This is a genomic window from Mucilaginibacter gossypii, from assembly GCF_900100945.1.
GTDB classification, from domain to species: Bacteria; Bacteroidota; Bacteroidia; order Sphingobacteriales; family Sphingobacteriaceae; genus Mucilaginibacter; species Mucilaginibacter gossypii.
In genome coordinates this window covers 21,864-35,613 of the sequence record NZ_FNCG01000003.1, presented here as the reverse complement: position 1 = coordinate 35,613, position 13,750 = coordinate 21,864, and the positions used below count along the sequence as shown (strand labels likewise).

General features: G+C 42.2%; 9 protein-coding genes. 3 read left to right on the top strand and 6 right to left on the bottom strand.

Features of this window, described 5'->3' with window-relative positions; genetic code table 11:
* Window positions 1-9: 9 nt before the first annotated feature.
* Together BLS28_RS06345 and hemA are read right to left on the bottom strand one after the other, a co-directional pair.
* Window positions 10-702: a hemerythrin domain-containing protein gene (locus BLS28_RS06345; protein ID WP_091163614.1), complete on the bottom strand. Its 693-nt coding sequence runs from the start codon at window positions 700-702 to the stop codon at window positions 10-12.
* Window positions 703-935: 233 nt separating this feature from the next.
* Window positions 936-2,207, bottom strand: coding sequence for a glutamyl-tRNA reductase (gene hemA / locus BLS28_RS06340; protein ID WP_218134367.1), 1,272 nt, complete (start codon window positions 2,205-2,207; stop codon window positions 936-938).
* A 395-nt stretch (window positions 2,208-2,602) separates the two neighbouring features.
* Between hemA and BLS28_RS06335 the strand changes: the two genes are divergently transcribed.
* On the top strand, window positions 2,603-3,055 hold the full coding sequence (locus BLS28_RS06335) for a pyridoxamine 5'-phosphate oxidase family protein (RefSeq protein ID WP_090525181.1): 453 nt from the start codon (window positions 2,603-2,605) through the stop codon (window positions 3,053-3,055).
* 237 nt (window positions 3,056-3,292) lie between these two features.
* On the opposite strand, the gene BLS28_RS06330 is transcribed toward BLS28_RS06335, so the two are convergent.
* From BLS28_RS06330 to BLS28_RS06320, 3 genes are all read right to left on the bottom strand, one after another.
* A complete protein-coding gene (locus BLS28_RS06330) occupies window positions 3,293-4,813 on the bottom strand; it encodes a RagB/SusD family nutrient uptake outer membrane protein (RefSeq protein ID WP_091163611.1) in 1,521 nt (506 codons plus the stop codon).
* A gap of 9 nt (window positions 4,814-4,822) precedes the next feature.
* Window positions 4,823-8,245: a TonB-dependent receptor gene (locus tag BLS28_RS06325; protein WP_143020705.1), complete on the bottom strand. Its 3,423-nt coding sequence runs from the start codon at window positions 8,243-8,245 to the stop codon at window positions 4,823-4,825.
* Between the two features lie 139 nt (window positions 8,246-8,384).
* Window positions 8,385-9,554 (bottom strand): FecR family protein, encoded by a 1,170-nt coding sequence (locus tag BLS28_RS06320; protein ID WP_091163608.1) that lies wholly within the window; start codon window positions 9,552-9,554, stop codon window positions 8,385-8,387.
* Between the two features lie 140 nt (window positions 9,555-9,694).
* Here BLS28_RS06320 and BLS28_RS06315 point away from each other — a divergent pair, with 140 nt between their 5' ends.
* Window positions 9,695-10,279, top strand: a complete 585-nt coding sequence (locus BLS28_RS06315; protein ID WP_091163605.1) for an RNA polymerase sigma factor — start codon at window positions 9,695-9,697, stop codon at window positions 10,277-10,279.
* Window positions 10,280-10,366: 87 nt separating this feature from the next.
* On the opposite strand, the gene BLS28_RS06310 is transcribed toward BLS28_RS06315, so the two are convergent.
* Window positions 10,367-11,812, bottom strand: coding sequence for a phytoene desaturase family protein (locus BLS28_RS06310; protein ID WP_091163602.1), 1,446 nt, complete (start codon window positions 11,810-11,812; stop codon window positions 10,367-10,369).
* Window positions 11,813-12,511: 699 nt separating this feature from the next.
* On the opposite strand from BLS28_RS06310, the gene BLS28_RS06305 reads away from it, so the two are divergent.
* Window positions 12,512-13,525, top strand: coding sequence for a glycoside hydrolase family 2 TIM barrel-domain containing protein (locus tag BLS28_RS06305; RefSeq protein ID WP_091163599.1), 1,014 nt, complete (start codon window positions 12,512-12,514; stop codon window positions 13,523-13,525).
* Window positions 13,526-13,750 lie beyond the last annotated feature (225 nt).

The window sequence follows — 13,750 nt, the reverse complement described above, 5'->3', positions numbered from 1 at the left end:
AATTTGCAGTTAGGTGCCTGGCGTGAACCGGGCCAGCTCATAAATGCCTAAAGACTTTTCAATACCGGCCACTTTCTCAACCATCCCTTCAAACCCGTTTTTGCCAAACAGTTTATGTTCGTTATTTTCAAATTCCTCACCCAGCGCGTCATATTCATGATGGGATACGATCTTGCGGAAGGCGGGGAATAAAATGGTATCCTCGCGCGCTTCATGCGGGCGGTACATCCTGTTGAAATTATTCAACAAGGTAATAAGCTGCTGTTTTTCCGTATCGGTCAGGTTTTGAGACTTAGTTAATTGCATGAGCTCATCCGTGATAGTACGCCCAGCCTTATGCTGCGCCAGCAACGTTTGTACAAGATCAGTTAACTGGTTGGCCTTTTGAAAACGTGGGAACAGGTAGTTTTCTTCCTGCTTTTCATGGTAATCCTCAACAAAGGTGCGAATAATGCCAGCTGAGTTTAACAATGCTTCCATCGGGAAACCCTGCTTATCTATTAGGAGGCCTTTGCAATGGTCATAAATGAGCAGCACCCGGTTCAGTAAACCGTGCTCCTGCATAAGATCCTCGGGTGGCGATACTTTTTGATCCTCCTCATCATCGTTGTCATTACAAGCTGATAACAATGTCAGCCCGGTTAGTGACCCAATGGCGGCTGTCTTAATAAAATCCCTGCGGTGTTGATTTGCGGTTTCCATAGCGAAGTCAGATAAGATGATGATCAATGACTAACAAAAATCGTACTGTATCAGGCAATACTGCAAAATATGTTTAGTAATAAAGGTACTATGATATTTTGAACGCTGGAAATCCTCTTTTTCTTATTCGCTATTTAATAATCCCTTTCATGCCCCGGTTATATTCAGGCAAAATTGATATTACTTCTGTTTATCCGATACCTCAAACATCTGCCTTGGCTGTCTATTGTTATTTATATTAACGTTCGCTCAGGATTTAATATGTTGGTTGGTAAACCTGGGGGCGACATAAATTCATTTAAAGCCTCCAGGTAATGGCAGCCGGCTTTGTTAACGCCTTTCATTTTTCCTGCTGTTCCGTTTAATATTTGCTGTATTCTTTGCTCATCCGTAGAAGACACAAAGCCCGCAACACAGCCGGCGGATTTGGATTGGCTTAAACAAATGGAGGTTAACTGTTTTTTAATGGCATTCACCACTATGCAGCTTTTTCGCAGTTCGCACCATTCAACAAACCTGTTGATGAAATGGTTGTTGATCTCTCGCGCGGCAATAACCTGACTTTGCCTTTTCTGAATAGTTTCACTGTTAACAAGCGAGAGTTCGTCAATATTAACCAGTTTAATGTGCGGTAATTCTGATGCTGCGGGTTCAACATTGTTGGGTATTGCCAAATCTATAATCAGTTTTTCACTGCAATGTTCAAGATCGGATTTAAGAATTACAGGTGTAGCGGAAGCGGTGGCAACGATGATAACATCTGCATGGGAAATGAGTATTGGCAAATCTGCTATATGGCCATAACTAATATCCATTTCTTCGGCAAGCCGCTCTGCCTTATCAACAGTCCTGTTAACCAAAGTAATACGAACCTTTTGTCCCAGGTAATCTTTAATGTTTTTACATGCACGCTGCCCCATTTTACCTGCCCCTACAATCAAAATATTTGTGGCATCAGCATGATATTGCTTAATGGATTGCAGAGCTGCAAATGATACGGAAGTAGTTCCTTTGCTGAGGCCCGTTTGATTTTTGATCTGCTTTGAAGCTTGCAAAACAGTGTTATATAGCTTTTCCAAAAAGGTATTGATAAAACCACGGTCCTTCGCAAACCTTACAGCCTGTTTAAACTGCCCGATAATTTCATAGTCTCCAAGTATCTGCGAATCTAAACCAGCTGCAACGTTAAACATATGTTCAACCGCGCCAAGGCCTTCCTTTTTATAGCAGTGACCCTTAAATTCTTTTATTTCGCCATTGGTAACACTGCATAACAGGTTAACCAGTTCATTTGGCGTATTGGTTACTCCGTAGATTTCGGTACGGTTACATGTCGACAAGATAAATAATGAGCTAACGCCATAATTACCGGCCTCTTTCAATATGGCTTCATATTGCTCGTTTGAAATTGCAAAACGGCCTCTAAGCCGGGCGTCCGATTTTTTATAATTAATTCCGACCGCGTAAAAATTTTCGATCCCAGTTATGCTGCTCTTATTATTCACGCTTTTAAAACTTTAAATTGTATAACAGGGAAATGACCGTTCGTTTACTGGGGGCATAGCTTACCTCAACTACTTTCATAACATTATTTTTATGAGGTAAAGTTGCGATGTTCGGCAGGTTAAAATAGTGACGGCCGTCACTTATACAATTGATTGTACACCCGAAACCGGTTCAATTGATTAATAAAGCAACATAAAAAACAATCACAGGGATATTTACCTGTGATTGCGATGATGTACAACAGCCGGCAGATCGGGATGCATAGCATGTATCACAACATCAACAGCTCGAGGGATACTGACACAAATGTGACGGCGATCATGCCCTTAACTGACCGGCAGCATTTTGTTTAAACAGTGATGAGCTTAGCTTTGGTCAATTAATATTCGCCGTTATGTTAGGAAAATTGGAACAACCGGAAATTGAAGCGTTGCTTAGCCGGCAGGTAATCGGCCGTTTAGGGTGTCATGCCCAGGGCACCACGTATATCGTACCCGTTAACTATGTATACAAGAACGGCGTAATCTATGCGCATTCCGGTCCGGGAAAGAAAATTGAAATGATGCGAAAAAACCCTAAAGTTTGTTTTGAAGTTGATGATATAAAAAACATCTTTAGCTGGAAAAGTGTCATAGCCTGGGGTACATTTGAAGAAATTACAGACATAGCGGAACAAGAGCAGACAATGCAGTTACTGATCCACCGGGTTATGCCACTGGTGGAACATGCTACAGACCATCCCTCCCATGGTATAACCGCAAATGAGTATGATATTGGCGACAAGATCGACCTGATCGTCTATAAGATCAGGATAGACAAGGTCACCGGCAGGTTTGAACATCATTGAGCTGCATAAATAATATTAATAATCAACACATTAAACTTTGGGCCTTGTGCATTCTGTTTTTAGCTTTTATATAAAGTACGGAATTATACAGTTAAAAGCTTTTGGAATGGGTCAAACTCAAACTAAAGGAATGAGCCCGATAAATACTGGGCTCATCACATGATTAATTAAGACTGTTGTCCAGATTTTGGCATGCGCTTCATTGACAGGCCGCCTCTGGTTTTTAAGATCCGGTTGTTATTTGTAATCCGGATTTTGTATAAGTACGCCTCCGCTCTTGTCAATTTCTGTTTGAGGCAGCGGCCAATGGTAAAACTTATCCTCAAAATGATAATTGATAAGGCTGGTTTTTACCGCGTTAAGTACCGGGCTGGCAATATGCCATCTTAACAGATCATAGTGACGCAAGCCTTCGAAAGCAAGCTCAACACGGCGTTCGTGCCTGATGCGTTCACGCATCTGATCTTTGGTATACCCGGCCGGGTAAGCCGGCATATTTACCCTTGCGCGCAAATCGGCCATAGCTTTATAAACTGTTGCATCAGGGCCGGCAATTTCATTTTGAGCTTCTGCATACATCAGCATCACCTCACCTAAACGCAGTATAACCGCATCCTGCTGGCTAAGGGTTGAAAAGCCGTAAGGGATATTATTGGGTTCAAGGAATTTGATAATTCCGTAGCCTGTAGGCCTCAGGTTTGAAGGATGGTGAACTTTGCCAGGGCCAAAATAAACCGAATCGGCGTATACTGTTTCGGCCAGCCTCGGATCGCGGTTTTTGAATTGATTTTTGGTATCGGTCAATGGCGAAGTGCCATATGGTTGTCCATCAGTACACTCGTAGGCATCTACCATATTTTGCATAGGCGCACAGGCATCCCAGTCGCCGTAATACATGTCCCACGGAGCTGTGTTGTTTGGCGCAAGGAAGTTAACCGAAAACATGATCTCGGTATTATTTTTCTGAGTTGCATCCCTGAAAACATCCTCAAAGTTGGTACTCAGTTTATATTGTGCCATCAAATCAAGACATAGGTTTTTAACCTGTGTAAGCATGGCGGCATCAGGCGTACCAGTGCTGCCAAATGCTGCAAATAACAAAACCCTTGCCTTTAATGCCTTTGCAGATGAAGCTGCAGCGTGGCCGCCGTTAGCATAATAAGCTGCAGCGTTCAAATTGGCAATACCATAATCCAGGTCGGCAATGATCTGGGCAAGCACCTGCGCCGCAGGTACTTTAGGTTGCTTTTGATTGCTGAGGTTAAGCGGTTCCACAACCAATGGTACATCACCATATATGCTATATAACTGGAAGTATAGAAAAGCCCGGATAAACCTTACTTCGCCTTCATACACCTTACGCTGGCTATCAGATATATCTGAACCTTTATAAGTACCTAAATTTTGCAAAAACAGGTTTACCCTTGTAATACCTATATAACTATCGTTATAAATGGCAGTTTCATAACCACCTGTAGTGGGGTTAAAGTTGCCTTGCACAAAATCCTTGGCAGCACCCGAATTAAACTGATTGTAGCCGTTATCAGTAAAGCCATCCCTGAAGCCCATGCCATAGGAAAATTCTTCTGGCTGAAGGGAAGCGTAAACCGCTGCCAAAGCCGCGTCAAAGTCTGCTTTCGTTTTATAGAAAGTTGAAGTGGCTATCTGATCATTGGGGTTTAGATCAAGAGCCTTTTTACATGCGCCTAAAAACAGCGATGTAATTAATATGATGGTTATTATAATTCGATTTTTCATGTGGGCTAATTAAAAGGAAACGTTCAAACCAAAAGAGTAGATTTTATTTTGCGGGTACTGCACCTGGTCTCCGCTGCCATAACGCTCAGGATCAAGGCCTTTAAAATTGGTTATGGTTAACAGGTTATCGCCCGCGAAATAAACCCTTAACCTATTGATACCTACTTTTTTAGTAAGCTGTGACGGCAGGGTATAACCAAACACCAGGTTTTTAAGCCTCAAATACGATGCATCCTGCAGGAAATATGATGACCTGCGGCCTATTTTATCCGGTGCACTTTGCCCGAAATAAAGACGCGGCATAGTGGCTGAAGGATGTTCAGGAGTCCAGGCGTTCAACCAATCGGTAGTTGGTGAAGATCCCTGTACAAATGGTATTGTGCCCCAACCTGATACATAAGATTTAACACCGTAAACGCCTTGCATCATGGCTGATAAGTCAAAGCCTTTAAAGCTGGCCGATAAGTTAAATGAGTAGTTTAATTTTGGATAAACACCACCGATTATTGTACGGTCATTTTGATCAATTTTACCATCGCCGTTTACGTCTTTATATTTTAAGTCGCCCGGTAAGGTAGAATCAGAAAACTGTTTGGGGGAATTAGCTACCTCTGTTGCCGACTGGAAGATCCCGATAACCTGCAGCATGTAGAATGAGTTCCACGGCTGCCCGTTTTGGTTGATGGTATAATCTCCAATTTCCGTTTGACCAAATTTCACCAGTTTGTTACGGTTATGATCAACGTTTGCGCCTACATTAAAGGCTAAGCCCTTTAAAGCGCCATCAGTTATTACATTATTGTACGATATACCAAGCTCAATACCCCTGTTATTTACCGATCCGTCATTAATGGTAGGTGCACTTAAGCCCACAGCTGCGGTAACCTGTGCCTGCCTCAAAATATCAGATGTTGTTTTATTATACCAATCGGCGGTTAAATTAAAGTTTTTGAAAATGGTAACATCCAAACCAATATCGGTCATAGTAGTGGTTTCCCATTTAATGGCCGGATTGTTGAGGTTTTGCTGAGCTACGCCAGTTAACAGTGTCGAATTATCAAAAGAATAATTGCCGGTAAAGTTTAATAAAGCCTGATATGGATAGTTGGCACCATAGCCGTTCATTACTATATTTTGATTACCCAGTTGTCCCCATGAACCTCTTAATTTGAAATTATCCAGCCAGGTTAAATTCATGGCTTTTACAAAAGGCTCTTCAGTAACCCTCCAGCCGGCTGAAAACGATGGGAATACCCCCCATTTGTTTTTACCGGCGAATTTTGAACTTCCGTCATCACGAATATTGCCCTCTAAAAGGTAACGCCCTTTATAGTCGTAATTTACACGACCGAAATAAGACATTAAGGCCCATTGGTTACTGGTTCCATTTGCGTTTTGAATATCAGAACCACCTGCGTTTAACTCCTGCAGGTCCAGATCGGCAAAGTTTTTACGGTAACCTGATAAGTACTGATATTTACTTTGCTCAATACTATAACCAAATTGTGCTTTAATATTATGCCCATGAAAATTGTGTGCATAGTTCAGGTAACTGAACAGGTTGGTATATACGGTTTGCTCGTCCTGATCTGTTAAACCTTTACCCAGGTCAAGAGATGTTGCCAGTTGATTAGTGCGGAAATTATACTCATCCAACGTGGCTTTAAAGTCCTTGTACTTATCCATGTTAAAGTTCACAGCACCTTTAGTATACCAGGAAATATCTTTAGTAAACTGCACCTCAAACCAGCCCTGAGCGTTTACAGCGTAATCATTGGTGATCCTTCTGAAGTTTTGATCAAGTACAGCTATCGGGTTTTTATTGTTATACTCAAAGTCATAAGCTTTGTAGGTGTACCGCCCGCTACCATCAGCTAAATATGGACCATAAGTAGGTGCCTGCGACATGGCCGAAAGGAAAAGGTCCATAGATGAACCATCCCACTGACTTGGTGATGAAGGGTTACCGGCTACAGCACCCCTGGTGCCTGATTTTAACAATACATTAGTGCCGAATTTTATATGATCATTGATCTTTGAAGTCAGATTGATCCGTGCGCTATATCGCTTATAATCAAAGCCCCTTTCAATACCGTCCTGGTTAACATATCCCAATGACACGTTATAAGTAGTTTTTTCACTGCCACCGTTAAATGTCAGGTTATGGTTTTGTGTTACAGCAGTCCTGAATATCAGGCTCAGCCAATCGGTATTAGGATAGCGTGCCCTATCTGTAGCGTTACGATACAGATCGATCTGGTCCTGCGGATAAAGTGAGTTAGGATCTGTTGTGCCGCTGTTGATGCGTGCCTGGTTAAACATCTCCATATATTGGGCAGAATTGGTCACCAGTTTAAACATTTTGGTAGGACTGTTGTATCCTAAGTTACCATCGTAATTAACAGACATTTGTCCGGCCTTACCTTGCTTGGTGGTTACAAGCACCACGCCGTTGGCGGCCCTTGAACCGTATATTGACGCAGATGCAGCGTCTTTCAAAACAGATACATTGTCGACATCGGTTGGGTTAAGATCGCTAAAGTTACCGGGAACACCATCAATCAATACCAACGGATCAGAACCGGCGCCACTGAATGTGCTGTTACCGCGGATCCGGATAGATACAGCCTCATTTCCAGGCTCGCCTGAGCCTGTGTTAATCTGCACGCCTGGTGCAAGACCTTCAAGCATAGACGCAGTGTTAACAACAGGACGTTTATTCAATGTCTCGCCGGATACCGATGATACAGCACCTGTAAGGTTTGCTTTCTTTTGTGTACCGTAACCAACCACTACAATTTCGTTTAGTGCCGATGTTTGCTCTTTAAGCGTTACATCAATTTTGGTTTGATTGCCTACAGATACCTCCTGGGTAACAAAACCCACAAAGCTGAATACCAACACTGCGCTATTGTCATTCACAGTAACAGTATAATTGCCATCAATATTGGTTTGTACACCCGTGTTGGTACCTTTAACCTTTAATGTAACACCCGGTAAAGACACGCCTTTCTGATCTTTTACCGTACCGGTAATCGTTATAACCTGTACCGGTTTCTTTTCGGCGGGTTTGGGGGTAACTACAATGGTGGTATTGTTAATTACATAACTAAAAGGCTGATCACGGAAACATTGCTGCAAAGCTTCTTCCAATCCCGCATCTTTAAGGTCGACGTTTACAGGAAGTGCTTTTTTTAGCATTTTGGAATTGTAGAGCACACTATATCCGCTTTGCCTGTGGATGTCTTTAAGCGTTTCAACAAGCGAAGCGTTATTTTTACTAAGACTTATCCTTTGCGCAAACGTGGTTGAGGCACTTACCTGAAGTATCGAAACCAGACACAAGAAGAACGACAATTTCATGATCAGAAATAATTTGGATACGGCACGGGGTATCTGCCCGCGCTTTAATGCAGTAGAATTTTTGTACATTTGAATGTTAGGTTAAATAACTGGTTGTGAGAAAAAATGATCGTTAACTGACCTGATTGCTATCCGTAGCATTGAGCCAGGGGCGGTGCGAACGCTCCTGGTTACTTTCTTTTTGGGATAGCATTATGGAAGTATTAGGTTACTTCATAATGATAACCCTCCTTCCTTCAATTTTATAGTGAATACTACCGGTAAGCTTGATATTATCAAGCAATTCTTTAATGTCTTTATATTTTGAGATGGTACCGCCAAATTCATTTTCCTGAACCTGGGCATCCTGATATTCAACATCTACATCATACCAGCGGCTTATCTGCTTCATGATATTTATAATGCTTTGATCATGAAATATAAAAAAGCCGTTAATCCAGGCCATATTAGCTTCAACATCGGCCTTTTGTACTTTTATTGATGAACCATTTTGGTTTACAGTTCCCTGTTGGCCAGGCAAAAGCATTACTGCTGCCGAGCCTTTGCTCATCTTAACCGAGCCTTCAAGCAGAGTAGTTGTTATATCCTGATTATCGCTATAAGCATTAATATTAAAATGGGTACCAAATACCTGCACCTGCGTACCGTTGGCCTTAACTATAAATGGATGAGCTTTATCCCTTGCTACCTCAAAATAGGCTTCACCGTTTAATTCAATTTCCCGGTTGGCCCCGGTAAAATACTCCGGGAATTTGATTGACGATGCTGCATTAAGCTGCACCTTGGTGCCGTCTTCCAATACTACCTGGTATTGGCCGCCACGCGGCGTGGTGATGGTATTGATTTGTGGGATGCCTGCCTGCCCTTGTTCGTTTGGCTTTCTGTCAAATTTATAAACCACTAAACCGTTGGCTGCTTTGCTTACTTTTACACCAGCCCCTGCCGCCAGCTGCCCATTTTTGGCGTCATCAAGTAATATTTTATTGCCATTGGCCAAAGTGAGATATGCTTTGTTGCTCCCAGGGAGTATGGTTGTTATAGTATTCTTAACTATTGTACCTGTGATATTATCCTTTTTAACAGGCATAAACAGCAAGCCAGCCAATACAGCTATAGCAACTAATGAAGCAGCCGCCCATAGCCATTTGTAGCTCGTTTGTTTAAGAGGTTTTATGACAATAGCCTTTTGTCTGCTTTCAGTTAATTTTTTCCAAATCCGCGCATGTACATCTGCTTCACTTACCTCTTCATCATCCCAAACCTCGTCGGCTAACTGCATTTCATCGCAATATGCATCCAATAGCTGTTTTTCAGCATCGGTGCATTGGCCGCTCATGTATTTTTCATACAGCGCAAGGAACTCGTTCTTAGTTATCATCAGGTTGCAATTGCAGGTTTATATGGTGTTAGTGTAAATTTTATACCGGCACACACATACATTTTTATTTTTTTTTCACGCCCAGGCTTAAAGGTTAAATAATTTTGATCGGCTTTTCCTAATTTTATCCAACCAATTGTATGTACAATTCTCATATTAGTGATCAGGACCTGTGGCTTGCCGTACGTAATAACGATGAGCACGCGTTCGCCGTACTTTTTGACCGTTATTGGGTAAGATTATATAAGACTGCCTTCCGGTACCTGAAAGACCGTCAAAATAGTGAAGAAGCAGTACATGATGTTTTCCTGAATATCTGGGATCGCCGGCGTCAACTGGACATAGAATCTGTTCCCAATTTTCTGCTCTCGGCCATCCGCTACCAGGTTTATAATCGCATGCGCGCGGTAAAACGCCCGGTAATTGTGGAGTTAGATAATCTGGAAGCAGGCCTTTTCCCCGACTACAACCAGGGTGATTTCCGGATCAAAAATCAGGAGTTGTTACAGGAACTGAGTTATTACCTGGAGAAGTTGCCCAGACGCTGCCAGGAAATATTTTATATGAGCCGCATGGAAAACCTAAGTAACCAGGAAATTGCCGCCCGCTTAGGAATATCCAAACGAACGGTTGAAAACCAGATAACCGTGGCGTTGAAACACCTAAGGGGCTGTTTCAAGCAAGTTTCAACGATGCTTTGCCTGTATTATTTGTTGTTTAAATAATACCGGGGAGGTGGCGCACGGCTTTGCGAAGCCTAACATCATTTTAGGTATGAAGAGCTGCTGCGACTCCTCAGCTTTGATTAATAATTATGATTGAATGCTGATGTTAAATACATCTTTTAAAGCGCGTTTGGCGGAATGGTAGCCGCACATACCATGTACCCCTCCTCCCGGCGGTGTGGATGAAGAACAGATATAAATCCCCTTTGCCGATGTGCGGTATGGTGAGCGGCGCAATACCGGCCGGGTAAACAACTGGCCAATGTCAATTACCCCGCCGTTAATATCACCTCCGATATAATTGGGATTATAGTTTTCCAGTTGCTCTGTGTTAAAAGTATGCCTGCCTATGATGCGTTCGCGGAAACCAGGGGCAAAACGCTCCACTTGTTTTTCGATAAAATCGGTCATGTTTTTGTTTGATCCGTTGGGAACGTGGCAATATGCCCAGGCGGTATGCTTGCCCTGGGGTGCACGGGTATTGTCAAAAAGGCTTTGCTGGGCCAGCAGTACAAATGGTTTTTCGGGGTGCAAACCGTCCCAGATTTGCTGTTCACACGCAGCAATTTCCTTCAGCGTACCCCCAATATGTACCGTTCCTGCTTGTCGGGCCTCTCCTGCTTTAAACGGAATAACATCATCAAGAGCCCAGTCAACTTTAAAAACACCCATTCCGTAACGATAACGTTCCAGTTGCCATTTATACAATGATGAAAATTTATGTCCGGCAATTTGCAACAGTTGTTTTGGCGTAACATCAAACAAAATTGTCTTTGCCGATGGCAGCTGATCAAAATTATTGATGTAGGTATTGGTTTCTATCCTGCCCCCTATAGATGTAAAGTATGACGCCAATGCCTCCGCTATTTTTACCGAGCCACCTTTAGGCACCGGCCAGCCTTTTAGATGCCCGTTAACCATCAACACTAAAGCAATTGCCGATGTGGTAAGATTTGTTAATGGTAGAATGCCATGAGCAGCCATCCCGGCTAAAAGCCCTTTGGCTTCCTCAGTTTTGAAGCGCTTGGCCAAATAGTTTACTGAAGTTAAAGCAGCCAGCCCAAAAGCAGCCAGGTCGACAGGATGTTTGGGAAAAGTAAGCGGACCTAAAACATCAGGCGCCAAACCGGGCCACGAAGTTACCAGGGGCGCCATCAGTTTAATGTAGGTATCCTTGTCGGCACTTAACAGATTGGCAGTTTCAACAACGGATTTTTTAAGTACCGCAGCCGTTCCATTATCAAAGGGATGCGCTGCAGATATTGTGGGATAAATATATTCAAGGCCATGCTCATGCAGTGGCAGTGTTTCAAAAAATGGCGAACCAACTGCCAGCGGATGAATAGCTGAGCAAACATCATGCTTATAACCAGGCAGGGTTAGTTCTTCAGTACGTAAACCGCCGCCAATAGTACTTTTTCCTTCAAGCAGTAATACCGAAAGTCCGTTTTGTTGCAACAATATCGCCGCAGCAAGGCCATTTGGCCCCGAGCCTACTATTATTGCATCATAATCATGTTTTTCCGGTTTCACAGGTATCTGTATTTTTGTATTTGCCCGCGCCTAATTTGCCGTTGGTAAAACGCGCACTGACGATTTAAGCTATCAGGCACAATATACACATCATTTCTTGCCGTCTTACCTTTACGTTCGATAAATTCGGGTAATTTATCCTGCAAATGGCCCCCAATCATGCCGGCGGTAAGGTGTATCTGCTAACCCATGGCCTCCTCCTGTTAATTCCTGGTCTACATATAAACAATTAATTATACTTTCCGTATACAGTCAATATTTACATGATTTTTTGAATATTCGCAACATGAACCAAAACCTGCAGTCGGAATTTCTTTTTATTCAAAAACTAAGAGTTTTATATATAACTACAAAAATATCGTTTGCTTTTTTAAATGAACCGAATTACTATTTATGAGATGTCCTCTTTTACGATTAATTATTAGCTGTCTGATACTTTGTCTCTTCTCTTTATCTTGTAATCGATCACAGCCTCGTAATGTCAATAAAGATGGAGTTTACATCAAAAATGAGAATGGCAAATATTCACTGTACCGTAATGGTGAGCCTTTTTTCATAAAAGGAGCTTCCGGTTTTACCAATTTAAAACGATTAAACGAGGCAGGAGGCAATACGATAAGGGTTTGGGATACCTTAAATTTAGGAAGTATTTTGGATTCGGCGCAGGCACATCATTTAGCTGTAATAGCAGGGTTGCCAATGCCTCCAAGCGAAAGTATAGATGACTTTTATAAAACCTCGAAGGCCAGTGCCCATGTGAGCAAGATTGCCGGGATTGTTAATAGATTTAAGCATCACCCCGCGCTTCTGAGCTGGTGTGTGGGCAATGAGCTTGCATTCCCTTACAAGCCGAAATACAATCAGTTTTATACCATATTTAATGCTGTAGTCAACATGATCCACCAGGACGATCCGCAGCACCCGGTTACTACAACCATTATGTCCTTTCAAAAGAAAAACATTGTCAATATTAAGCTACGGACCAAGATTGACTTCATCTCGTTCAATATTTTTGGTTCGATCCAAACTTTAAATGAAGATCTTCAGAAATTCAATTGGTTTTGGGATGGCCCGTTCTTAATAACAGAATGGGGAATTGAAGGTCCCTGGACCGCCGACAGTCAAAATGCATGGGGGGCTTATATTGAAAATACCAGTACAAAAAAGGCAGAGCAATATCTTTCAACCTATGAAAAGTATATGCCGGTTAATAATTCCAGGTTTCTGGGGTCGATGGTATTTTATTGGGGGCAAAAACAGGAACTAACCCCAACCTGGTTCAGTATGTTTGATGAAAATGGCGCTGAAACCGAGGCCGTTCAGGTGATGCATTATATCTGGACGGGGCAAAAAGCGCCTAAGAAGGCCCCTGTCTTGAAATACATGTTGGTAGATGGAAAAGGAGCCAGGGACAATATCTTATTTAAGCCTGGCATAACAATAAACAGCAAAGTGTATATCGAAGATCCGGACACCACCGGCTTAACATTTAAATGGGAAATATTTGCGGAGGATTGGTTCAAACCCAATGGCGCTTTTAACCAAAAGAAACCAAAAGAGATTAAAAATTTAATAATCGGGCAAAGCGGGCCGGACTTGAAGTTTAAAGTACCCGCCACAGAAGGCCCTTACCGCTTATTGGTTTATGTATATGATCAAAAGGGCTCTTTTGCTACCTCAAACACTCCCTTTTATGTATTAAAGAATCCATGAACAATACTATAAAACCACCTTCCAAACGGCAATTATTTTATTTAAGGCTGATGATTATCATCGGTTTGCTTTGTATGTTTTTTTTTATACATAGCCTGCTCAGACAATCAGTTATTGGTTATCGGCCACTATATTGGCTATTAATATCAACCTTTGTTTATACCTTTTTTAAGGTAATATATGAGTGGTATCATTATTGGTCAATAAGCGTTCCGCCTGCTTTAC